The sequence below is a fragment of the Erwinia sp. L03-1 genome (genome assembly GCF_058686115.1).
This window is the reverse complement of the sequence record NZ_CM178762.1, coordinates 3,923,463-3,945,613: the sequence shown is the minus strand read 5'-3', so window position 1 is coordinate 3,945,613 and position 22,151 is coordinate 3,923,463. Positions and strand designations below refer to the sequence as shown.

At 56.0% G+C, this 22,151-nt stretch carries 15 protein-coding genes; 8 read left to right on the top strand and 7 right to left on the bottom strand.

Annotation, left to right across the window (positions count from 1 at the left end; genetic code table 11):
• Positions 1-197: 197 nt before the first annotated feature.
• A complete protein-coding gene (locus AC4PCC_RS18080) occupies positions 198-1,199 on the bottom strand; it encodes a zinc-binding alcohol dehydrogenase family protein (protein ID WP_492125443.1) in 1,002 nt (333 codons plus the stop codon).
• Positions 1,200-1,296: 97 nt separating this feature from the next.
• Here AC4PCC_RS18080 and AC4PCC_RS18075 point away from each other — a divergent pair, with 97 nt between their 5' ends.
• The gene (locus tag AC4PCC_RS18075) at positions 1,297-2,193 is read left to right on the top strand and encodes a LysR family transcriptional regulator (RefSeq protein WP_492127563.1); all 897 of its coding nucleotides are present in this window, start codon (positions 1,297-1,299) and stop codon (positions 2,191-2,193) included.
• A gap of 2,537 nt (positions 2,194-4,730) precedes the next feature.
• On the opposite strand, the gene ettA is transcribed toward AC4PCC_RS18075, so the two are convergent.
• Together ettA and deoR are read right to left on the bottom strand one after the other, a co-directional pair.
• On the bottom strand, positions 4,731-6,398 hold the full coding sequence (gene ettA, locus AC4PCC_RS18070; protein ID WP_073981043.1) for an energy-dependent translational throttle protein EttA: 1,668 nt from the start codon (positions 6,396-6,398) through the stop codon (positions 4,731-4,733).
• A 108-nt stretch (positions 6,399-6,506) separates the two neighbouring features.
• Positions 6,507-7,280 (bottom strand): DNA-binding transcriptional repressor DeoR, encoded by a 774-nt coding sequence (gene deoR, locus AC4PCC_RS18065; protein ID WP_492127562.1) that lies wholly within the window; start codon positions 7,278-7,280, stop codon positions 6,507-6,509.
• Positions 7,281-7,752: 472 nt separating this feature from the next.
• Here deoR and rbsK point away from each other — a divergent pair, with 472 nt between their 5' ends.
• The 3 genes from rbsK to AC4PCC_RS18050 are packed head-to-tail and all read left to right on the top strand — an operon-like array spanning position 7,753 to position 11,061.
• Entirely contained in the window at positions 7,753-8,667 is a 915-nt protein-coding gene (rbsK, locus tag AC4PCC_RS18060) for a ribokinase (RefSeq protein ID WP_492127561.1), read from the top strand.
• Between the two features lie 13 nt (positions 8,668-8,680).
• A complete protein-coding gene (gene fucP / locus AC4PCC_RS18055; protein WP_492125442.1) occupies positions 8,681-10,006 on the top strand; it encodes an L-fucose:H+ symporter permease in 1,326 nt (441 codons plus the stop codon).
• Entirely contained in the window at positions 10,003-11,061 is a 1,059-nt protein-coding gene (locus AC4PCC_RS18050) for an aldose 1-epimerase family protein (RefSeq protein ID WP_492125441.1), read from the top strand. The genes fucP and AC4PCC_RS18050 overlap by 4 nt, the downstream gene beginning before the upstream one ends.
• A gap of 8 nt (positions 11,062-11,069) precedes the next feature.
• Here AC4PCC_RS18050 and AC4PCC_RS18045 read toward each other — a convergent pair whose 3' ends face one another.
• The gene (locus tag AC4PCC_RS18045) at positions 11,070-15,065 is read right to left on the bottom strand and encodes a non-ribosomal peptide synthetase (RefSeq protein WP_492125440.1); all 3,996 of its coding nucleotides are present in this window, start codon (positions 15,063-15,065) and stop codon (positions 11,070-11,072) included.
• A gap of 554 nt (positions 15,066-15,619) precedes the next feature.
• On the opposite strand from AC4PCC_RS18045, the gene sltY reads away from it, so the two are divergent.
• Entirely contained in the window at positions 15,620-17,545 is a 1,926-nt protein-coding gene (sltY, locus tag AC4PCC_RS18040) for a murein transglycosylase (RefSeq protein WP_492125439.1), read from the top strand.
• Between the two features lie 53 nt (positions 17,546-17,598).
• Positions 17,599-17,928, top strand: a complete 330-nt coding sequence (trpR, locus tag AC4PCC_RS18035) for a trp operon repressor (protein WP_492125438.1) — start codon at positions 17,599-17,601, stop codon at positions 17,926-17,928.
• 85 nt (positions 17,929-18,013) lie between these two features.
• Here the strand turns inward: trpR and yjjX are convergent, their stop codons facing one another.
• Positions 18,014-18,565: an inosine/xanthosine triphosphatase gene (gene yjjX, locus AC4PCC_RS18030; RefSeq protein WP_492125437.1), complete on the bottom strand. Its 552-nt coding sequence runs from the start codon at positions 18,563-18,565 to the stop codon at positions 18,014-18,016.
• A 50-nt stretch (positions 18,566-18,615) separates the two neighbouring features.
• Between yjjX and gpmB the strand changes: the two genes are divergently transcribed.
• A complete protein-coding gene (gene gpmB, locus AC4PCC_RS18025) occupies positions 18,616-19,263 on the top strand; it encodes a 2,3-diphosphoglycerate-dependent phosphoglycerate mutase GpmB (protein ID WP_067709154.1) in 648 nt (215 codons plus the stop codon).
• Positions 19,264-19,312: 49 nt separating this feature from the next.
• On the opposite strand, the gene robA is transcribed toward gpmB, so the two are convergent.
• A complete protein-coding gene (gene robA / locus AC4PCC_RS18020) occupies positions 19,313-20,203 on the bottom strand; it encodes an MDR efflux pump AcrAB transcriptional activator RobA (RefSeq protein ID WP_492125436.1) in 891 nt (296 codons plus the stop codon).
• Between the two features lie 194 nt (positions 20,204-20,397).
• Here robA and creA point away from each other — a divergent pair, with 194 nt between their 5' ends.
• Positions 20,398-20,871: a protein CreA gene (creA, locus tag AC4PCC_RS18015; RefSeq protein ID WP_492125435.1), complete on the top strand. Its 474-nt coding sequence runs from the start codon at positions 20,398-20,400 to the stop codon at positions 20,869-20,871.
• 56 nt (positions 20,872-20,927) lie between these two features.
• On the opposite strand, the gene arcA is transcribed toward creA, so the two are convergent.
• A complete protein-coding gene (gene arcA, locus AC4PCC_RS18010) occupies positions 20,928-21,644 on the bottom strand; it encodes a two-component system response regulator ArcA (RefSeq protein ID WP_492125434.1) in 717 nt (238 codons plus the stop codon).
• Positions 21,645-22,151 lie beyond the last annotated feature (507 nt).

Here is a 22,151-nt window from a genome sequence, read left to right as displayed (position 1 = left end):
TCATCGTTCAGGCGCACAAGGATGCAGCCGGAACGGGCGGCAGATTTTGGCATTTGGATAAGGTGCAGCGGGGCGGGTCACAAAAGGAGAGAAAAGCGGCGGGCCAGAGTGCTCCCGCCGGAGACGGAGTTAGCGATAATTACGCTATAATCGCCGGATACTTAGCAAATGTTAATGACATTATGCTTGTCAGATATTCAGTAAGCGATAACCACTTTACCGCGCATATGACCTTCAAGTACCAGCCGGTGTGCCTCTGTCAGCGTCTCGACGCTCAGGCCCTGTAGCGTTTTGCTGAGGGTGGTGGTGATTTTTCCATCGTCGATAAGCTTAGCGGTCTCGTTAAGGATCTCTCCCTGACGGGCGATATCTGGCGTGGTGTACATGCTGCGGGTGTACATAAACTCAAAGTGTAGCGCCGCGCTTTTCAGCTTCAACTCGGTCATATCCAGCGGGGCTTCGTTTTCAACGATGGTACAGATCTGTCCCTGAGGCGCAATTAGCTTCGCCATTGTTGCCCAGTGACCGTCGGTATCGTTCAGGCAGAAAATATAATCCACCTGCTTCAGCCCCTGCTTTTCCAGCTCCGCAGGCATATCACGATAGTCGATGACCTTGTCGGCCCCGCGATCTTTACACCACTCTACCGAGTCAGGACGCGATGCCGTGGCGATGATAGTGACCTTGCTGTACAGCTTCGCGAACGGAATGGCCAGCGATCCCACGCCGCCCGCGCCGCCGACGATCAGCAGCGTTTTTCCCTCTTCCGCCTGGTCAATGTGCAGCCTGTCAAACAGACCTTCCCACGCGGTCAGCGCCGTCAACGGAAGCGCAGCGGATTCCGCCCAGTTCAGGGAAGCAGGCTTGTGACCAGTAATACGCGCATCGACCAGCTGGAAGGTGCTGTTGCTGCCTGGGCGGGTGATATCACCGGCGTAATAGACTTCGTCGCCCGGCTTAAAGCCGCTGACTTTGCCACCGACTTCACGCACTACGCCGCTGGCATCCCAGCCGAGAATACGCGGTACCTGAAGGCCATTTTTTTGCGCGCCTTTGTGGACTTTCGTATCCACCGGGTTAACGGAGGCGGCGTGAACTTCTACCAGCAGGTCGTATTCGCCCGGCGTGACTTTTTCCGGGTAAATTTCAATAAATTGCTGCGGATTTTCTGGATTAATCGCAATTGCCTGGATAGTCATGGTGCATCTCCTATAAGGTGTGACATTGAGTGTAGAAGCTAAGCACGCTGAAGATAAGTGGCACAATAACTAACTCAGCGTTCGTCTCAGGTGAACAATCATGTTTAAACAGCTCCAGGATATGGCGCTCTTTGCGCTGGTGGCCGAATGTGGCAGCTTTACTGCTGCCGCAACCCGAGCCAGATTACCGAAATCCAGCGTTAGTCAGCGGATCAGCCAGCTGGAACGTACTTTGGGCCTGCGCCTTATTAATCGTACTACACGGCAGCTTAATTTGACCTTTGCCGGGGAGCGCTATCTGGTCCACTGTCAGGAGATGCTGCTGGCCAGCGAGCGGGCAGGCCTGGCGATACAGCGCCTGCGGGATAATCCCAGCGGACGGTTAAGAATTACCTCGCCCGCGGGGATTGGCGCGACGCTGCTGGCGCGGTTCAACGCCGCCTTTCAGAATGAATATCCTGAGGTGATGCTGGATGTATCGGTATCCGATGAAATGAGCGATCTGGTGCAGGAGGGGGTTGATATTGCGCTGCGCACGGGGCAACCACACGATTCTTCGCTTATCGGGCGGCGGATAGGCTACTGCGAGCGCCTGCTGGTCGCTTCGCCCGCCTATCTGGCACGGAACAAGACGCTGCGGCATCCGGGTCAGATGGCTGATCACCGGTTCATCGCCCATCGCGCCTGGAGCGCGTGGTTGTTAAAGCGCGGCGAGGAGTATTTCCGCTGGCTGCTGCCGCCGGTCCATATGACGGATAATCTGGTTTATGCCCGGGAGTGCGTACTGGAAGGTGCGGGCATAACGCTTTTGCCGCGTTTTATGGCCGAAAGTTTCCTGGCGGAGGGATCGCTGGTCAGGGCGCTGCCGGAGTGGGAAGTCGAAGGTAATGAACTCTGGCTGGTTTACCCAAGCCGTAAGCTGAATTCGCCCGCGCTGGCGTGTTTTATTGATTTCGCGCTGCAATCGCCGATATTTAAAGAGTTTTATCGCTAAATTACCGTGCATATTATCGCGGTGTAGGCGGGTTTTGCCACGTACAATGCAGACCGGGCTGTACGGCGGGATTCAGGGTCAAAACCTGCTCCGGTGTCAGGGCTATGTTGCGGGATTCCAGGTCAAAACCTGCCCGGTGACGGGGCTGTTTCGCGGGATTCAAGGTCAAAACCGGCACCGGTGACAGGGCTATGTTGCGGGTCAGAACGCCGGGACGCCGTAAACCCCTCCCTGGGGGCTTCACTGCCGCATCCCTGCGGCAGAGACCCGGCTAATCTGCTCCGCAACACCGCCTTCTGGCTGCGGCGTGGTCTGTAAGTGGTCTGGCAGCGGCTAAGGTCAAAACCGGCTCCGGTGTCAGGGCTATGTTGCGGGTCAGAACGCCGGGACGCCGTAAATCCTTCCCTGGAGGCTTCACTGCCGCATCCCTGCGGCAGAGACCCGGCTTATCTGCTCCGCAACACCGCCTTCTGGCTGCAGCGTGGGTTGTAAGTGGTCTGGCAGCGGCTAAGGTCAAAACCGGCACCGGTGACAGGGCTGTGTTGCGGGATTCAAGGTCAAAACCGGCTCCGGTGTCAGGGCTATGTTGCGGGTCAGAACGCCGGGACGCCGTAAATCCTTCCCTGGAGGCTTCACTGCCGCATCCCTGCGGCAGAGACCCGGCTAATCTGCTCCGCAACACCGCCTTCTGGCTGCGGTGTGGATTGTAAGTGGTCTGGCCCTGAGCAATATCAGAACCTGCTTCAGTGGCACTGGCTTTATAGCAGGCCTCAAAACAATCATCTGCATCGGGATACGGTGAATAATAAGGTCAGAACCTGCTTCTGATCCTACCGGAATTATCTGTCGGTAGTTTTGAAAATTGATACTGAGGGTGAGAACGCTTTTAGCAGCGACAACAAAGCCAGAGGCCAGGCGGGGACCGTTGGCTTAGCGGACCGTCGAGCGCAGGGATGCGCGAGCCGAGCCCACACGGACGTGCTTGCGGCGTGTCCGCGTGACAACGGTCCCCGCAGGGCTTTGCACCTTATCATCGCAACGATAATAAACGTTACAGATGCCAGCCAGGTCAAAACCCGCCCAGTGACACGCCTGTATTATTTGCAGGAAGGTCAAAACCCGCTCCGGTGTCAGGGCTATGTTGCGGGTCAGAACGCCGGGACGCCGTAAACCCCTCCCTGGGGGCTTCACTGCCGCATCCCTGCGGCAGAGACCCGGCTAATCTGCTCCGCAACACCGCCTTCTGGCTGCGGAATGGTCTGTAAGTAGTCTGGCACTGAGCAATATCAGAACCTGCTTCAGTGACACTGGCTTTATAGCAGGCCTTAAAACAATCATCTGCATCGGGATACGGTGAATAATAAGGTCAGAACCTGCTTCTGATCCTACCGTAATTATCTGTCGGTAGTTTTGTAATCTGATACTGAGGGTGAGAACGCTTTTAGCAGCGACAACAGAGCCAGAGGCCAGGCGGGGAGCGTTGGCTTAGCGGACCGTCGAGCGCAGGGATGCGCGAGCCGAGCCCACACGGACGTGCTTGCGGCGTGTCCGCGTGACGACGGTCCCCGCAGGGCTTTGCACCTTATCATCGCAACGATAATAAAAGTTACAGATGCCAGCCAGGTCAAAACCCGCCCAGTGACACAGCTATGTTGTTTGCAGTAAGGTCAAAACCCGCTCCGGTGTCAGGGCTATGTTGCGGGTCAGAACGCCGGGGCGCCGTAAATCCCTCCCTGGAGGCTTCACTGCCGCATCCCTGCGGCAGTGACCCGGCTTATCTGCTCCGCAACACCGCATCCCTGCGGCAGAGACCCTGCTTATCTGCTCCGCAACACCGCCTTCTGGCTGTGGAATGGTCTGTAAGTAGTCTGGCCCTGAGCAATATCAGAACCTGCTTCAGTGGCACTGGCTTTATAGCAGGCCTCAAAACAATCATCTGCATCGGGATACGGTGAATAATAAGGTCAGAACCTGCTTCTGATCCTACCGGAATTATCTGTCGGCAGTTTTGAAAATTGATACTGAGGGTGAGAACGCTTTTAGCAGCGACAACAAAGCCAGAGGCCAGGCGGGGACCGTTGGCTTAGCGGACCGTCGAGCGCAGGGATGCGCGAGCCGAGCCCACACGGACGTGCTTGCGGCGTGTCCGCGTGACAACGGTCCCCGCAGGGCTTTGCACCGGGTCCCCGCAACAACAGCAAACGTCAAAATTGCCAGAACGTGCTTGCGGCGTGTCCGCGTGACAACGGTCCCCGCAGGGCTTTGCACCGGGTCCCCGCAACAACAGCAAACGTCAAAATTGCCAGAACGTGCCTGCGGCGTGTCCGCGTGGCAAGGGTTTCCGCAGGGCTATGCACCGGGCCCCCGCAACGACATAGGTGACGAAAAAACGGGTTTCGATGCAGCACAACAGTTGCACATCGTTCTTATTAAGAAAGAGAGTACGGCCTGGCAGGGAGAAATGTATGAATGGAAAACGCTATAAAAAATAAGGCGGCTTGCACCGCCTTATCATCACTTACTGGCTCGTACGCTTATTACTTACTCATACGCTTGTATTTGATGCGCTTTGGCTCCAGCGCGTCAGCGCCCAGCGTACGCTTCTTATACTCTTCGTATTCGGTGAAGTTACCTTCGAAGAATTCGATATTGCCTTCATCCTGATAATCCAGAATATGCGTGGCAATACGGTCCAGGAACCAGCGGTCATGCGAGATAACCATCGCGCAGCCTGGGAACTCCAGCAGGGCGTTTTCCAGCGCGCGCAGGGTTTCGATATCCAGGTCGTTTGTCGGTTCATCCAGCAGCAGCATGTTGCCGCCAACCTGCAGCAGCTTCGCCAGGTGCAGACGGCCACGCTCGCCGCCGGAGAGTTCACCCACGCGCTTGCCCTGATCCACGCCTTTAAAGTTAAAACGTCCGACATAGGCACGGCTCGGCATTTCCGTGGTGCCAATACGCATAATATCCTGACCGCCGGACACTTCTTCCCACACGGTTTTAGAATTATCCATGCTGTCGCGGAACTGATCGACCGAAGCCAGCTTCACGGTATCACCCAGCACAATGCTGCCGGAGTCAGGCTGCTCCTGACCGGACATCATGCGGAACAGGGTGGATTTACCGGCACCGTTGGGACCGATGATGCCAACAATGGCCCCCTTCGGCACTGAAAAGGTAAGATCATCGATCAGCAGGCGATCGCCATACGATTTGCGCAGGTTGCTCACCTCGACCACCTTATCGCCCAGGCGCGCGCCCGGTGGAATAAAGAGTTCGTTAGTTTCGTTACGCTTCTGATAGTCGGTGTTATTCAGCTCTTCAAAGCGCGCCAGACGGGCTTTGCCTTTGGACTGGCGGCCCTTTGCCCCCTGACGCACCCACTCCAGCTCTTTCTCAATCGACTTGCGACGAGCCGCTTCGCTTGATGCTTCCTGCGCCAGGCGCGCGTCTTTCTGCTCCAGCCAGGAAGAGTAGTTGCCTTCCCACGGGATACCTTCGCCGCGATCCAGCTCAAGGATCCAGCCCGCCACGTTATCAAGGAAGTAACGGTCATGGGTGATCGCCACCACGGTGCCTTCAAAGTCGTGCAGGAAGCGCTCCAGCCACGCCACGGATTCAGCATCCAGGTGGTTCGTTGGCTCATCCAGCAGCAGCATATCGGGTTTTTCCAGCAGCAGGCGGCACAGGGCGACGCGGCGACGCTCACCGCCGGAGAGGTTGGCGATTTTCGCATCCCAGTCCGGCAGGCGCAGCGCATCGGCAGCGCGCTCAAGCTGAGTATTCAGGTTGTGACCATCATGGGCCTGAATAATCTCTTCCAGGCGACCCTGCTCGGCAGCCAGCTTATCGAAGTCTGCATCTTCTTCAGCGTAGAGTGCGTAAACCTCATCAAGACGCTTAAGCGCGCCGACCACTTCCGCCAGCGCTTCCTCAACGGATTCGCGAACGCTGTGTTCCAGGTTCAGCTGCGGCTCCTGTGGCAGATAGCCGATTTTCAGGCCAGGCTGCGGACGCGCTTCCCCTTCGATATCTGTATCAATGCCGGCCATGATGCGCAGCAGGGTGGATTTACCTGCGCCGTTCAGACCGAGCACGCCAATTTTGGCACCCGGGAAAAAGCTCAGGGAGATGTTTTTAAGAATATGACGCTTCGGCGGAACCACTTTGCCGACGCGATGCATGCTATAGACGAATTGAGCCACGTAGGATGAGCCTCTTGGTGTCTGTGTTTGAATTGGGGCAGTATGCCGCCCGCTCAGACGGCAAGTTTAGCGGGTTTCCCGGGGTAATCACAGCCCGGGAGCCGGGGATTATCCCCCCTTGCCGTTCAGTATCACGATGCCCAGCTGTGCCAGCCGCTGATTCAGCCTCGCAGGCGGCGCTTCGTCGCTTACCAGCGTATCGAACGCGCTGAGTTCGCCAATGCGCGCAGGCAGCACTTTGCCAAACTTACTGCTGTCCGCCAGCAGGATTTTATGACTGGCCCGCTGTAACGCCTGATGCTTCATTGGCAGTTCATTCAGGTTATAGCAGGTGGCGCCCTGAACATCATCAATACCGGCGGCGGAGATAAAGGCCTTGCCCGGACAGAGACTGTCCATCACCGAACCCGAGCCAAGCGGCGTGAAGAGGGCGTTATCCGCGTGAAACTCCCCGCCGTTGAGGATCACCCGGCAGGCCGGTTTCTCCTTCAGCGCCAGGAAGGTGTTCATCGCGCAGCAGATGGCGGTAAAGGTCAGCTGGTTATCAATGGCGTCGACCACCCACGGCATGGTGGTGCCACAGTCGAAAAAGACCGTATCGCCCGGCTCAATCAGCGCGGCGGCCAGCTGTCCAAGACGCCGTTTCTTGTCGACATTTTGTGCCTGCTGATCGGAAACGAAGTAGTGGCCATGGTGACTTTTTGGATCGCTGACGATATAGCCGCCCAGCAGCACCACCATGGCGGAAGGTTCGCTGAGATCGCGCCGGACAGTCATCTCCGATACGCCCAGCAGCTGCGCTGCATCCTTAAGATGGATCTTGTCGGTCCGCTTTAGCGCCTGCGCCAGCCTGTTAATGCGCTCGTCACGCCGGGTTTCCATACTCATCACTCCTGGATCAATCAGTTAATGTCCTTCGCCACCGTGATGTGACCTTAAATGTTGCCACGCCGGAGCCGAAATCGGTGGAAGAGGACAAGAGCGCCCCTGAGATCGCGATAAATTTCCCATATTTTAAGGGGTTGCATCGCGTAGAGCAGACAGGCTGTCAATATTACCTTCAATGGGATCGCGCCGCAAACCTCACGAACTGACGACATTACCTTTTTTGAGACGAAAACGGGCCCGCAGGGGCAGGGTGGGCTGTGCGATCCCCGGCCCCTGGCCTGTCAGCTTGTTCAGATCGACGTATCAATTGTTAAAATAATAACATTTTCCCGACGACGGAAATGCCCATATTCTCAGTTTTATCCAGAATTTTCCGATGAGACGGGTGTCACATTTTTAACATATCTCGGTTGTTATTGTTAGTTTTACAACATTAAATGATCGTACTTTACAGGGGAGAAATGTGATGGATATTGCCGTCATCGGTTCAAATATGGTCGATCTGATTACCTATACCAATACGATGCCAAAAGCCGGTGAAACGCTTGAGGCCCCCGACTTCGCGCTGGGCTGCGGCGGGAAAGGGGCAAATCAGGCGGTTGCCGCTGCAAAGCTGGGGGCGAAAGTGATGATGGTCAGCAAGGTGGGCGAGGATCTTTTTGCTGAGAACACCATCAGAAATTTACAGCAGTATGGCGTGGATACGCAGCATGTCACCGTCGCACCCGCTACCTCCAGCGGCGTAGCGCCGATCTTTGTGGACGAGCAGTCGCAAAACCGCATTTTGATCATCAAAGGTGCCAACGATCGGCTAACACCCGCCGATATTGACGCCGCCGCAGAGGAACTTAAGGCCTGCCGCCTGCTGGTGCTCCAGCTGGAAATCCCGCTGCCGACGGTTTACTACGCCATTACCTTTGCGCGTCAGCACGGTATTCAGGTGATCCTTAACCCGGCACCCGCCGTGGCCGGACTGGATATTGACTACGCCTGTCAGTGCGATTTTTTTATGCCAAACGAGACGGAGCTGGAGATCCTCACCGGCATGCCGGTGAGCAGCGACGATGAGGTGCTGCGTGCCGGGCAGATGCTGCTTGGACGCGGGCTGAAGAACCTAATCATTACCCTTGGCAGCCGGGGATCGGTCTGGATGCAGGGTGACGAGGTTTATCGCGTTGCGCCGGTGCCCGTTCAGGCGGTCGACACCAGCGGGGCCGGTGACGCCTTTATTGGCTGCTTCGCGCACTTTCTGATCCAGCACGGCGATATTCCGCGCGCAATGCAGTCTGCATCGGCCTTCGCCGCCTGTAGCGTAACCGGTCGGGGCACGCAGCGGTCATACCCTGATGCCGACGCCTTCCACCGTTTTCTCACCGCTTAACTGAGGATTCGCCATGCACCAGAACATTGTCCAGCAGCCTGACGGCTACTTAAATAAAACGCCGCTGTTTCAGTTTATTCTGCTCTCCTGCCTGTTCCCGCTGTGGGGATGTGCTGCCAGCCTGAATGATATTTTGATTACCCAGTTCAAAAGCGTGTTCGCGCTGAGCGACTTTGCCAGCGCGCTGGTGCAGAGTGCCTTTTACGGCGGTTATTTCCTGATTGCGATACCAGCTTCGCTGGTGATCCGCAGCAGCAGCTATAAAGTCGCCATCCTGTTGGGACTGGCGCTCTATATTGCAGGTTGCGTGCTGTTTTATCCCGCCTCGCATATGGCGACCTATACCATGTTCCTGGCGGCCATCTTTGCCATCGCCATCGGGCTGAGCTTTCTGGAGACGGCAGCCAACACCTACAGCTCGATGATAGGCCATCGCGATCGCGCCACGCTGCGCCTTAACGTCAGCCAGACCTTTTATCCCGTTGGCGCGCTGATGGGCATTGTGCTGGGGAAATATCTGGTGTTTCAGGATGGCGACAGCCTGCACAGCCAGATGGCTGGCATGGACGCCGGGCAGCTGCATCAGTTCCGCCTGGCGATGCTGGAGCATACGCTGGCGCCTTACAAATATCTGGTAATGGTGCTGGTGGTAGTGATGGTGCTGTTTCTGCTGACGCGCTATCCGCACTGTAAACCGGCAAGCGTCGGCAGGGCGCGCCCCTCGCTGGAAGAAACCTTCCGCTATCTGGCGAACAATCGCCACTTTAAGCGCGGGATTATTACCCAGTTCCTCTATGTCGGCATGCAGGTGGCGGTGTGGTCGTTTACCATTCGCCTGGCGCTGAACCTGGGCGCAGCGAACGAACGTCATGCCTCTAACTTTATGATTTACAGCTTTATCTGCTTCTTTATCGGCAAGTTTGTCGCCAATTTTCTGATGACCCGCTTTCGCGCCGAGAAGGTGCTAATCGCCTATTCGGTGGTGGGCGTTGCCACGCTACTCTATGTGATGCTGGTGCCAAACTTTACCGCCGTTTATGCCGCCGTGTTTGTCAGCGTGCTGTTTGGTCCCTGCTGGGCGACGATTTACGCCGGTACGCTGGCGACGGTCGACAATAAATATACCGAGGTGGCCGGTGCCTTTATCGTGATGGCTATCGTGGGGGCGGCCTTCGTGCCCGCGCTACAGGGGCTGGTGTCCGATCGGCTGGGATCGATGCAGCTGGCTTTTGGCGTCTCGCTGCTGTGCTTTGCCTGGGTAGGCTTTTACTTCTGGGGTGAGCTGCGCTTCAAAAAACAGCCCGTTGCAGGCGGCGATCTGGCTAAGGGGGCGTTATGACCACACGTTTGCCGCTGACCCCCGCGCTGTTTTCCGCGACGCCGCGCGTGCTGTTGGAAAACCCCGCATTCACCGTTGAGCTGTTCCGCTTCCCCTCGGGAATTGAGGCGGTGAAGCTGGAAAACAGCCGGGGATCGCTTATCGTGCTGCCGTTTTATGGTCAGATGATTTGGGACGCGGTGTTTGACGGGCGCTCTCTGACCATGGGCAGCGGCTTTACGCAGCCGCTGCCGGGTAACAATATTATTGATACCTACGGCTGTTTTGCTTTCCATTCCGGCCTGCTGAGCAACGGCTGTCCGGCCCCGGAGGACCATCATCCCCTGCATGGCGAAATGGCCTGCGCGCGAATGGACAGCGCCTGGCTGGAGCTGGATGAGGAACGGTTAACGCTGCGGGGGGAGGTGGAGTATATCAAAGGGTTTGGACACCACTACCGCGCCGCTCCGGCGGTAACGCTGCTGGCCGGGAAGCCGCGCCTTGAGATAGCGATGAAGGTGACTAATCTCTCAGGCAACCCGATGCCGTTACAGTATATGTGTCATATGAACTATGCGTGGGTGGATAACGGCGTCTTTCGCCAGAGTATTCCGCAGGAGGCTTTTCAACTGAGAACCAGTATTCCGGGCCACGTTCACCCGACGGCCAGCTGGCTGGACTACACGCGACAGCTGGCGAGCGCGCCTGCGGAATTTGACGGGCTGAGCCGCCCCGAAATGTGCGATCCGGAGATAGTCTTCTTTGCCGATAATCTTGCGCAGTATGGCAAAAGCGCGGAGTTCAGCGTGCAATCGCCGCAGGGTTACGGCTTTAGCACGCGGTTTGCTACCGCGCAGTTTCCCCACGCGACGCGCTGGATATTGCATAACGCCGACCAGCAGGTAGCCGCCTTTGTGCTTCCCGCCACCTGTCGTCCCGAGGGGTTTCTGGCCGCGAAGCAGGCGGATACGCTTATTCTGCTGGCACCCGGCGAACAGCGGGACTTCAGGGTGGAAACCGGCATGATGGAGACGGCACCCCCCGCGATAAGTCTGCGCGCGCTTCACGTCTCGTAGCGCGCCGGTCAGCGCTGTCGTTTTTCACTGCCGGAAAGCGCCAGCGTCGGGCTGCCGTTCCGCGCCACCGCGTTAGTCGGAACGGTGATGCTTTGCGGCAGCGTTCCGAGCAATGCAGGGATAATCACGTCGTGGCGGTGAATCATCGAGTGATGGTTTTCCGCCAGCGGGATGACCCGTAGATGAGGGCAGACCTGGCCCAGACCGTTATCGCTGAGTGCCAGAACCTTACTGCCATCCGCCGTTCCCGATTCGCTGAGATCGACAAACTGGGTGGCTTTAAACAGCGTAACGCGGGTGGCGTTGAGGGGGCCGCTAAGTGCCTGAGCATTCATGTTTAACTCAGTCTCTTCCGCCTGAATCGCGCGTTTCACCGCCATCTCGTCCAGACCGATGGCCGAAAGTAAGGTCGCCAGCATACCGGGCGCAATCTGCTGATGTACATCGCAGCGATAAAGCGTATCCAGCAGGCAGACGTGAATATGGCGATAGCCGAGCTGTTCCAGCTGCACGGCCATCTCCAGCGCAATCAGGCCGCCCAGCGACCAGCCAAGCAGGTTTACCGGACGATCGACGGGCAGTCCCTGCTGCTGTATATGCTGTAAATAGTAACTGGCCAGTGCGGCCAGGGTAGGGATATGTGGCCGGTTAAACAGGTTGTAGTTGCTGACCCCGGTGACGTTCATCTCTCCCTCGAGGCGCGTAGCCAAATCCTGATAAATCTCGCAGCCGACGGCTGCCGGATGCACCGTCCACAGGGCATCCTTCGCCCGATGCTGATTCAGCGGCTGCAACAGGCTAAAGCCCGCTAAAGGCGGTGCGGGCTGCGGTGCGTAGTCATCGGCGCTGATGCCGCAGGCTTCCGGATCCTGCCCGTTCCGCGCCAGGAAAGCAGCCTGCGCGCGCAGGGTGGTATGGGCGTAAAGCGCTTTCATATCTATCTTCAGCCCCTGACGCTTAAGACGCATCATCAGCTGTATGCCATGCAAAGAGTGGCCGCCCAGCTCAAAGAAATCATCGTCAAGGCCGGGAGCGGGCACCTCCAGCAGATCGGCCCAGTGCACCGCGAGGATGCGCTCCTGTTCGGTGACGGCGGGCTGATAAACTTTTTTCTCCGCACCCGCGAGCGTGGGCGGGGGAAGCGCCCGGCGATCCAGCTTGCCGTTGGGTGAAAGCGGCAGCGCTGCCAGCGGAACAATGCAGGTCGGGATCATAAAGCCCGGTAGCGAGCGGCTCAGTTGCTCCCGCCACTGGCCTGGGTTCGCGGCTGCCGCCGTGGCCACCCAGGCCACCAGGCGCTTGTCGCCCTGGCGATCGTCACAAGCCAGCACCACCGCATCGTCAATGCCCTGACAGCCGCGCAGCGCCTGCTCGATCTCGCCCAGTTCGATGCGCAGCCCGTGAATTTTCACCTGAAAATCATTGCGCCCCAGGTACTCAATACTGCCATCCTCCAGCCAGCGTGCCAGGTCGCCGGTTTTATAGAGTCTTGCCCCGGCGGCGTCGCTAAACGGGTCGGGGATAAAGCGTTCCCGGCTGAGCGCTTCGCGGTTCAGGTAACCCCGTGCGACCTGGATACCGCCAATATGCAGCTCACCGCTGACGCCTGGCGGTACGGGCTGTAGCCGGGCATCCAGAATATAGAGGCGGGTATTGCCCACCGGTTTTCCTATTGGCACCCGTGCGCGGGGATCGTCTGACCGGCAGTGCCAGAAGGAGACGTCAACCGCCGCCTCGGTAGGCCCGTACAAATTGTGTAGCTCAGCCTGCGGCAGCTGATGATGAAAGCGCTTAACGGCAGCCAGCGGCAGCGCTTCCCCGCTACAGAAGACGCGTTGCAGTCGGGCGCACTCTGCCATCACACCGTGACGCAGAAACAGCTGGAGCATGGAGGGGACAAAATGCAGCGTGGTCACTCTGCACCGGGAAATTATGTCGCTCAGATACGCCGGATCCTGGTGGCCGCCCGGTTTGGCGATGGCCAGACGGGCACCCGCCATCAGCGGCCAGAAAAACTCCCACACTGAGACGTCAAAGCTGAAAGGGGTCTTTTGCAGCACGGTATCTTGCGACGTCAGGCGATAGGTCTCCTGCATCCATAGCAGCCGGTTCATGACCGCCAGATGCTCGTTCATCACGCCCTTTGGCTTGCCGGTCGAGCCGGAAGTATAGATAACATAGGCCAGCGATCGCTGCGAGTCCGGCAGGATATCGGGCAGGTTGGTCACCGATCTTCCCCGCCAGTTCTGTCTGTCTCTCTGCACATGCAGCGTCTTCAGGCTGCCATCCAGCAGACTGCTTAGCGCCCGTTGTCCGGCGTCGTCGATCAGCAGACATTTTGCGCCGCAGTCGGTCAGCATATGCTGGAGGCGATCCGCCGGATAATCGGGGTCGAGCGGGACGTAAGCGCCACCTGACTTCAGAATAGCCAGCAGCGCCACCACCATTTCTGTACTTCGCTCGACGCACAGCGCGACGCGATCGTCTGCCTTAATCCCGCTGTCGCGCAGGTATTCGGCCAGCTGGTTGGCGCGTTGGTTGAGGGCGGCGTAGCTTAGCGTTGCCACGTCTCCACAAAGTGCCACCGCCTGCGGCGTCAGTGCCGCCTGGCGTTCAAAATAGCGGTGAATACCCTGGGGAAAGTGCCACGGCTGCGCGGTGTCGTTCCACAGATTAAGAATGCTGTGCTGCTCCGACGGCAGCAGCAGGGGCAGCAGCGCCATGGGCTGCTCCGGCGGGGCATCCAGTATCGCCGCGATCAGGTGCAGCAGACGGTCGGCGATACGCTCACCTTCTTCCCGGCTGAACCAGGCCTCGTTAGCGTTGCACTCCAGCACCGGATCGTCACCGGGATGGTAGTGGCGTAGATAAACGGCCAGCGGCGTCTGCTCGTAGCCGTGTTGTAAGGCCTCGACCTTAAGTGGGCTACCATTCAGCTCGATGTCGGTGGGAAAGGTTTCCAGTGAAAAGCTCAAATCGTACAGCTGGCGCCGCCCCTGCTGACTCAGTCGCAGTTCGCGATTAAGCTCAGCGATCGGAAAACGCTGATGGCGATAGCTGCGCCGCAGTTCGCCTGCGACCTGCTTTACCAGCGTGGAAAAAGGATTAGCGGTGTTGGTATCCAGCCTTACCGGGATCATGGAGGAGAACATGCCCAGCGTCTGTTTGTGGCTGGCGCGGTTATGCACCGGCACGCCGAGCGTCACCGCATCCGTTTGCCACTGGCGCGAAAACCAGCAGGCGATCAGCGCACTGAGAAAGTGCATCGGCGAGGCGCCATACCGGTGTGCATACTCCGTCAACTGCTGATAACGTGCCAGGGGGAGTCGGCGGGTGATCTGCGCGCTCGGCCAGGCGTTGTTTTCCTCAAAGCCGCTACGGCGTTCCAACAGCGAGGGTGGAGCATTGTTAAAGCGAGTCAGCCACCATTCACGGTCACGCGCGTAGCGGGAGGAGGTGAGATAGGCGCCATCTTCAATAATAAATTGGGCATAATTTTTTGAATCATCTGCAAAAGAGGATTCCCCCCTTAGCAGCGCCTTATAGCGGGCAATAATTTTTTTGCTCAGCAGAGAAACCGACGTGCCATCCGCTATTATGTGATGGGTGTTAATAGACCATATAAATCCTGTGGTATTGGTTTTAATTAAACTCATTCGCCAGAGGCGTTGCTCATAAAGAGAAAAGGGTTTAATAAACGTTGCCTGCGTGAGCGACCATGCTACCTCTTCAGGATTATCATCCTGACTGACGTCATGGTATTCCAGATAAGAGGCGTCATTATGAATAAAGGTTTGGGTAACGCCGCTTTCACTTTCCTTAAGCGTAATTTGTAACGCATCATGCTGTTCTGCTACCTCCATTATTGCTTTACATAATAATGGGATATCCAGCTTGCCCTCAATAAGCCACCGGGCACCGATGTTGTAGCAGGGCGTATCGGATGTAAGCAGCTGATCCAACCATACAGCCTGCTGCACGGAAGTTAAAGGATAGTAAGACATAAGCGAACCTCCATTTAAGGATAGTAAAATAAAAGTGGTTACCGGCAGGCCAGTATATAAATACCTGGAAACTATAATACACATTTATAGGTATTTCGTTATGCGTTTATTTTAATTACTTTTAGGTATTATAACTTTTGTCTTGAGATAGTAATCTTAATATCTAAAACCCGCCTCCTGAATGGGGTTTTATTTTTTCATCTGCGGTCAGTATTTGTTTCTATTTAGAGATTGGCGTTCTTTTAAGAGATGGTAATTTAATTATCCCTGATAATTAACTTTTATTGTGTTAATTCATCTGTAAGGGCGATTTTATCCAATGAAATATCCGGGACAATTTGGGCAGTCCTCCGTCCGCACGACGGGGGGATCTTGCAGTCAGAAGGACCAGCTCTTCCTGAACTGGCCCCTTCTGCACCTGGTACACCAGACGCCCGCAGAAATGAGTAGCGTAAATTTTTCTGCATTACATAGCGGGACGGCTCCAGCCTGGTTAGCATGAAGGGAGCGATTCAGTGTTCAGGACAAAGAGAGGCGTAAACGTGAGGAAAGTCATGGTCGACAAATGGAAGTTTTGGATAGTAGGCGCCTGTTTAACCGCTATCACCGGCACGGCACAGGCGGATTCGCTGGATGCGCAGCGCAGCCGCTACCAGCAAATTAAGCAGGCCTGGGACAGCAAACAGATGGACAGAGTGGCGGAGCTGATGCCAACGCTGCGCGATTATCCGCTCTATCCCTATCTGGAGTACCGTGAACTGACGCAGAACCTGGACCAGCAAAGCGGCTTCGTCGTCGACGCGTTTATCAAAAAATATCCCACGCTGCCGCCGGTGCGTTCGCTTTCCGCCCGCTTCATCAACGAGCTGGCATATCGTCAGGACTGGCGAGGCCTGCTGGTGTTCAGTCCCGACGAGCCAAAACCGGTAGCGGCGCGCTGTAACTGGTACTACGCCAAATGGGCGACAGGCCAGCAGCAGGTGGCCTGGCAGGGGGCGAAATCTATCTGGCTGCGGGGAACCTCGTTGCCCTCCGCCTGCGACAAACTTTTTAGCGCCTGGCAGGCCGCAGGTGAGCAAACGCCGATTACCACCCTGGCGCGCATCCGCCTGGCGATGAAAGAGGGCAATACCAGCCTGGTGAACACCCTGGCGAAGCAGCTGCCTGGCGATTATCAGACCATGGCGAACGCCGTTATGGATCTGCAAAATAATCCTGCCAGCGTGGAAAGTTTTGCCCGGACGGTGGGTCCCACTGACTTTACCCGCCAGGCAACGGCCATTGCCTTTGCTCGCGTGGCGCGTGAGGATGCTGAAAACGCCCGGGCGATGATCCCCTCGCTGGTGCGCCTGCAAAAAATGAGCGAGAGCGATGAGCAGGATCTTAACGAGGCGGTTGCCTGGCGTCTGATGGGTAATGACACCACCTCTGAGCAGGCTCGCTGGCGGGACAATGTGGTGATGCGCAGCGAGTCTACCTCCCTGATTGAGCGGCGGGTCAGAATGTCGCTGGGCAATAACGACCGACGCGGTATGAATACCTGGATTGCCCGCCTGCCGCTGGAAGCGAAGCAAAAAGATGAGTGGCAGTACTGGCAGGCCGATCTGCTGCTGGAGCAGGGGCGGAAAGAAGAAGCGGAAACAATCCTGCATGGACTGATGAAGGCGCGCGGATTCTATCCGATGGTGGCCGCGCAAAGGCTGGGTGAACCCTACCCGCTGCAGATTGATCAGGCCGCCTCACCGGACGCTGCCCTGACCACAGGAACAGAAATTTCCCGCGTAAGGGAGCTGATGTACTGGGGGATGGATAACCTGGCCCGAACGGAGTGGAGCTATCTGGTGGCCAGCAAAAACAGCGGCCAGCAGCAGCAGCAGCTGGCCCGCTTTGCGCGCGAGCAAAACTGGTGGGATCTGAGCGTTCAGGCGACCATTACCGGCAAGCTGTGGAACAGCTTACAGGAGCGTTTCCCGCTGGCTTATCAGGAGCAGTTCCAGCGCTATGGGGTCGGCAAAGCGCTACCTATCAGCTATGCAATGGCGATTGCCCGCCAGGAGAGCGCGTGGAATCCTAAGGCTCACTCCCCGGTCGGCGCCGCAGGTCTGATGCAGGTTATGCCCGCGACCGCACAGCATACGGTGAAAAGCTACAGCCTGCCCGGCTACAGCAACAGTAGCCAGCTGCTGGATCCTGAAACCAGTATTCAGATCGGCATGCAGTATCTGGAGTCGGTGTATCAGCAGTTTGGTGAGAACCGGATATTTTCGTCGGCGGCCTATAATGCAGGCCCGTCCCGCGTCAGAACCTGGCTGGGGAACAGTGCAGGGCGGCTGGATGCGGTAGCATTTATTGAGACGATACCCTTTTCTGAAACCCGGGGTTATGTCAAAAATGTGCTGGCCTACGATGCTTACTATCGGCATTTGATGAGCAAGCCAGATAAAATCCTGTCGGACGCGGAGTGGCAGCGGCGCTACTGATCTGTAAAGGGGTATGTTATGCTGCTGTACTAGTTTATGAGTATGGGCCTGACATGACCGATTCTTCTGTTCCCGTTACGGCGGAGCCACATAACGAAGAGTGGCAGCGTTTCGTCGCGCTGCTACAGCGCGCCTTCAACCAAAATCTGCATTTGCCGCTTCTGCAGCTGATGCTGACGCCCGACGAGCGTGAGTCACTCGGCACGCGCCTGCGCATTATTGAAGAGCTGATGCGGGGTGAACTGAGCCAGCGTGAGTTGAAAAACGATCTGGGCGTCGGTATCGCGACGATAACGCGGGGATCTAACAGCCTGAAAAGCGCGCCCCCTGCGCTGAAGGGCTGGCTGGAGGCAGAACTGCTATCGGACTCAGATAAGCCCTGAGTCGGCATCTTCAGATGAGTTCTGGATTGGCATTTTCAGATAAGCCCTGAGTCGGCATCTTCAGATGAGTTCTGAATCGGCATTTTCAGATGATCTCTGAATCGGCATCGTCGGCGGGCTTCATTTGATAGACGTCGTTATGAAAAGGGCATAATGCCAGAATCAACGCCTGATGGTAGACGCTGGTTCTGCTCAGCAGTCCGGCGGTAAAAGCGCCAATCGCGCCGCCTTTTTGTTTGATATTATCAATACCCGTCAGACGGGCCATCTCCTCACCCAGTTCGCGACCCTGCGCAATCCCTTTCAGTACCACTGCTGGCAGGGTAAAGCTGGCTGAACGCGATTCGCCACGAAGCTTATGGTTTTCAATCACCATCCACGCGAAAGCGCTGTCGTCTTCTATTCCGGCCTCAATAGCGACCCAAAAATCGGCTTCAGGTCTGACCTGGCGGGCATTCATCACGCGATGACGTGCGCCAGTTCTCGTTTCAGCATTTGTAAGCGGCTGGGCAGCCACGCCGCTGTCGACCTCTACCCCTTCAATATGGCAGGATCCTTCACCGTAGATATCGCTGAATGCCTGAGAAATTGCCTTAATTTTTGCTGGATTAATGGTAGCGGCGACAACATGGTACATAATTGATTGAACCCTTTACGTAATTTTTTTGCAGTATAACGGAAAATAGCATGCTACAGGTTTATCTTGTTCGTCACGGAGAAACGCTATGGAATGCGGCGCGCCGCATTCAGGGACAGTCAGACAGCGCGCTGACGGATAAGGGAGAGTATCAGGCCCGCCAGGTGGGCGAGCGCGTCAAACACGTCGGCATCACCCATGTTATCGCCAGCGATTTAGGTCGTACTCAGCGCACCGCTGAAATTATTGCCCACGCCTGCGGCTGCGACGTTACGCTCGATCCGCGCCTGCGTGAGCTGAATATGGGCGTACTGGAGCAGCGCCCTATCGACCATCTGACGGAAGAGGAGGAGGGCTGGCGTAAAGCGCTGGTCAATGGCACCGTAAATGGCCGTATCCCCCAGGGGGAATCTATGGCGGAGATGGCGGCTCGAATGCATGACGCGCTTAATGCCTGTCTTGAACTGCCCGCCGGCAGTCGCCCCCTGCTGGTCAGTCACGGTATGGCACTCGGCGTGCTGGTCAGCACCATCCTCGGGCTGCCCGCGCATGCGGAGCGTCGGCTGAGGCTGCGTAACTGTTCAATCTCACGTGTCGATCATCAGCAAAGCGACTGGCTGGCATCGGGCTGGATTGTGGAAACCGCAGGGGATATTTCACACCTGGATGCGCCCGCGCTGGATGAGTTACAGCGCTGATTGATGGCGTGCGGTCAAAGATAACAGGGCGAATTATTTCGCCCTTATGCTATGCCGTTTGGGTTTCAGTGTGCGAACGGATAGGAATTAAGTATTCACAGCGTATATTTTTGGGCGGTTCTGACAGCTTCTTCCCGCCGTGGGTATAAAAGCGTTCGATATCCTGGCCGTGTCGGCGGGTAAGCTGTAGCGTAGGCATACAGGTACCGTAAATTAACAGGATAAACTCCTGTAAATTGCTGCGCGGGCCGTCGTAGGTAAACTGCACATATTCACCTGCTTCCAGCTGAACCTTTTGCGTAGACTGTAGCGGCTGCGACAGCTTGTCTGACGGCACCGCCGTGGTATAGAAGATCTCCTGCTCGTCATCCTTTTCAATACTCGGTCGCACCCTATGTAGCCCGTACAGGACCGGCGGCACCCTATCCGTTTCGGCCAGGAACTGACGCCAGAAGTGCGCGCGCATTTCGTCACGGTAGAAGGAAATTTGCTCCAGCGTACAGGTATAGCTCTGCGTCTGGCCGATAAGCTCTATGTCCGGCAGGGTAACGAAAGCGGCCTCAGGCAGGACAAAGTCGCCCAGCCGGATAGGCGGACGGAGGCCGAAAGCGTTCCAGTCTGCTGAACGGCGATACCAGGCTGGGGTCTGGTTAAACTGCTTTTTAAATGCGCGAGTGAATGTCTGCTGGGAGTCAAAGCGGTACTGAAGGGCAATATCCAGGATTGGCCGACTGGTCAGCCGCAGGGCAACTGCGGCTTTTGACAGACGCCGTGCCCGGATATACGCACCAATAGCGTGATCGGTAACGTCCTTGAACATTCTTTGCAGATGCCATTTCGAATAGCCTGCCTTAGCTGCAACATTGTCCAGCGACAGTGGCTGATCAAGGTGGCTTTCAAGCCAGACGAGCAAATCGCGAATGATACCGGCCTGATCCATATAAACGTCCTCATCCTGGTTCGGAGTAGTACTAAAGAAATGATGCGTTATGCCGCTGTTGACGCGCTATGCGTTGTTAATCGCTGCGGATATGCTATACCAGAGCGCGTCAGGTTTTGTGGGCTGTCCCAGGCAGGTAATTGCCTGAGCTGATAACTTACAATGTCATCTATTTTCAACGCAATGGTAACGTTATGACAATGAGAAAATTGTTAATTATCACGTCTGTGATTTTTTCATCCTTCGCCGCACAGGCGGAAGAAGTCGGGTCAGTGGATACGGTGTTTAAGATATTAGGCCCGGATCATAAAATCGTGGTCGAAGCTTTCGATGACCCGGATGTAAAAAATGTAACCTGTTATATCAGCCGGGCTAAAACCGGGGGCATTAAGGGCGGGCTGGGGCTGGCAGAAGATACCTCAGACGCGGCCATTTCCTGTCAGCAGGTGGGGCCCGTAGAACTCAGTGACAGCATTGCCCAGAATAAAGCCGAGGGCGAGGTGGTGTTCCGTAAACGAACGTCGCTGGTGTTCAAAAAATTACAGGTGGTGCGCTTTTATGACAAAAAGCGTAATACCCTGATTTATCTGAGCTATTCCGACAAGATCGTGAATGGTTCACCTAAAAATGCCCTGAGCGCCGTGCCTATTATGCCGTGGAACAAATGATCTGCAACAAAAAAAGGGCCGGATAACCGGCCCTGTTCATCGCTAAAAGGGGGGATTCAGTCCTGAAGATCGCCGCAGAAACGATAGCCTTCACCGTGGATGGTGGCAATGATTTCTGGTGTATCCGGCGTGGGTTCGAAGTGCTTACGAATACGACGAATGGTGACGTCAACGGTACGATCGTGAGGCTTCAGCTCGCGGCCGGTCATTTTCTTCAGCAGATCGGCGCGGGTCTGGATTTTGCCCGGGTTTTCGCAGAAGTGCAGCATGGCGCGGAATTCACTGCGCGGCAGCTTGTACTGCTCTCCCTGCGGGCCAACCAGTGAGCGGCTATTGATGTCCAGCTCCCAGCCGTTAAAGCGATAGCTTTCGACCAGCTTGCGCTCTTCACTCTGCGGCGCAAGATTCATGGTACGCGATAGCAGGTTGCGGGCGCGTATGGTCAGCTCACGCGGGTTAAACGGTTTGGTGATGTAGTCATCCGCACCAATTTCCAGACCAAGGATTTTATCGACTTCGTTATCCCTTCCGGTCAGGAACATCAGTGCCACGTTAGCCTGTTCGCGCAGTTCACGCGCTAACAGCAGGCCATTTTTCCCGGGGAGATTGATATCCATAATCACCAGGTTGATGTCGTTCTCGGTCAATATGTGGTGCATTTCAGCACCATCCGTAGCTTCATGAACCATGTAGCCTTCGGCCTCAAAAATACTTTTGAGAGTATTACGAGTAACTAATTCGTCTTCAACGATAAGTATGTGCGGGGTCTGCATGTGTTCGCTACCTAAAATTGCCAACAAAATCGAAACAGGGCATACAGCAGTTACACCGATCTGGATGTCGCACTCACGCTATCCGATGCATAACCTCAGCTGTACAGAATGATGTGCAGGATATACTCATCCTCATCAGCATCGACCGGTTCCGCTGCCCCAGTAAGATGTCAGACCCTGCCGTAGCGGGGTCTGAAAAGGCGTATATCCTAACTGCATTAACAGTAACATAACAGTACTGGCCACTAACAATATGTAATAAAACAACGCTTAGTTGACTTATATCAAACCAAGTGTAGCACGTTAACCCTTTTGTGAAAAACTCTTACCAGAATGCCAGCTTAGCTCACAATTATGCCTGTTTTTTCCTGATATCGGCGGCGGTGGCATCAGTCTGGCCCAATGACGTTTTAACATTTGCTATTACTTTGATTTATAAGAATTTATTACAATCTAACGTAGATTTATATATAAGAGTGGAACTAATTTAAGGCAGAACTGAGTTTG

What these genes read in the sequence shown, in the direction of transcription:
- trpR (WP_492125438.1), top strand. Translation starts at nt 17,599, where the DNA reads ATGACCGATTCTTCTGTTCCCGTTACGGCGGAGCCACATAACGAAGAG.
- rbsK (WP_492127561.1), top strand. Translation starts at nt 7,753, where the DNA reads ATGGATATTGCCGTCATCGGTTCAAATATGGTCGATCTGATTACCTAT.
- arcA (WP_492125434.1), bottom strand. Translation starts at nt 21,644, where the DNA reads ATGCAGACCCCGCACATACTTATCGTTGAAGACGAATTAGTTACTCGT.
- deoR (WP_492127562.1), bottom strand. Translation starts at nt 7,280, where the DNA reads ATGGAAACCCGGCGTGACGAGCGCATTAACAGGCTGGCGCAGGCGCTA.
- creA (WP_492125435.1), top strand. Translation starts at nt 20,398, where the DNA reads ATGACAATGAGAAAATTGTTAATTATCACGTCTGTGATTTTTTCATCC.
- yjjX (WP_492125437.1), bottom strand. Translation starts at nt 18,565, where the DNA reads ATGTACCATGTTGTCGCCGCTACCATTAATCCAGCAAAAATTAAGGCA.
- fucP (WP_492125442.1), top strand. Translation starts at nt 8,681, where the DNA reads ATGCACCAGAACATTGTCCAGCAGCCTGACGGCTACTTAAATAAAACG.
- AC4PCC_RS18045 (WP_492125440.1), bottom strand. Translation starts at nt 15,065, where the DNA reads ATGTCTTACTATCCTTTAACTTCCGTGCAGCAGGCTGTATGGTTGGAT.
- sltY (WP_492125439.1), top strand. Translation starts at nt 15,620, where the DNA reads ATGGTCGACAAATGGAAGTTTTGGATAGTAGGCGCCTGTTTAACCGCT.
- robA (WP_492125436.1), bottom strand. Translation starts at nt 20,203, where the DNA reads ATGGATCAGGCCGGTATCATTCGCGATTTGCTCGTCTGGCTTGAAAGC.
- AC4PCC_RS18050 (WP_492125441.1), top strand. Translation starts at nt 10,003, where the DNA reads ATGACCACACGTTTGCCGCTGACCCCCGCGCTGTTTTCCGCGACGCCG.
- gpmB (WP_067709154.1), top strand. Translation starts at nt 18,616, where the DNA reads ATGCTACAGGTTTATCTTGTTCGTCACGGAGAAACGCTATGGAATGCG.
- AC4PCC_RS18080 (WP_492125443.1), bottom strand. Translation starts at nt 1,199, where the DNA reads ATGACTATCCAGGCAATTGCGATTAATCCAGAAAATCCGCAGCAATTT.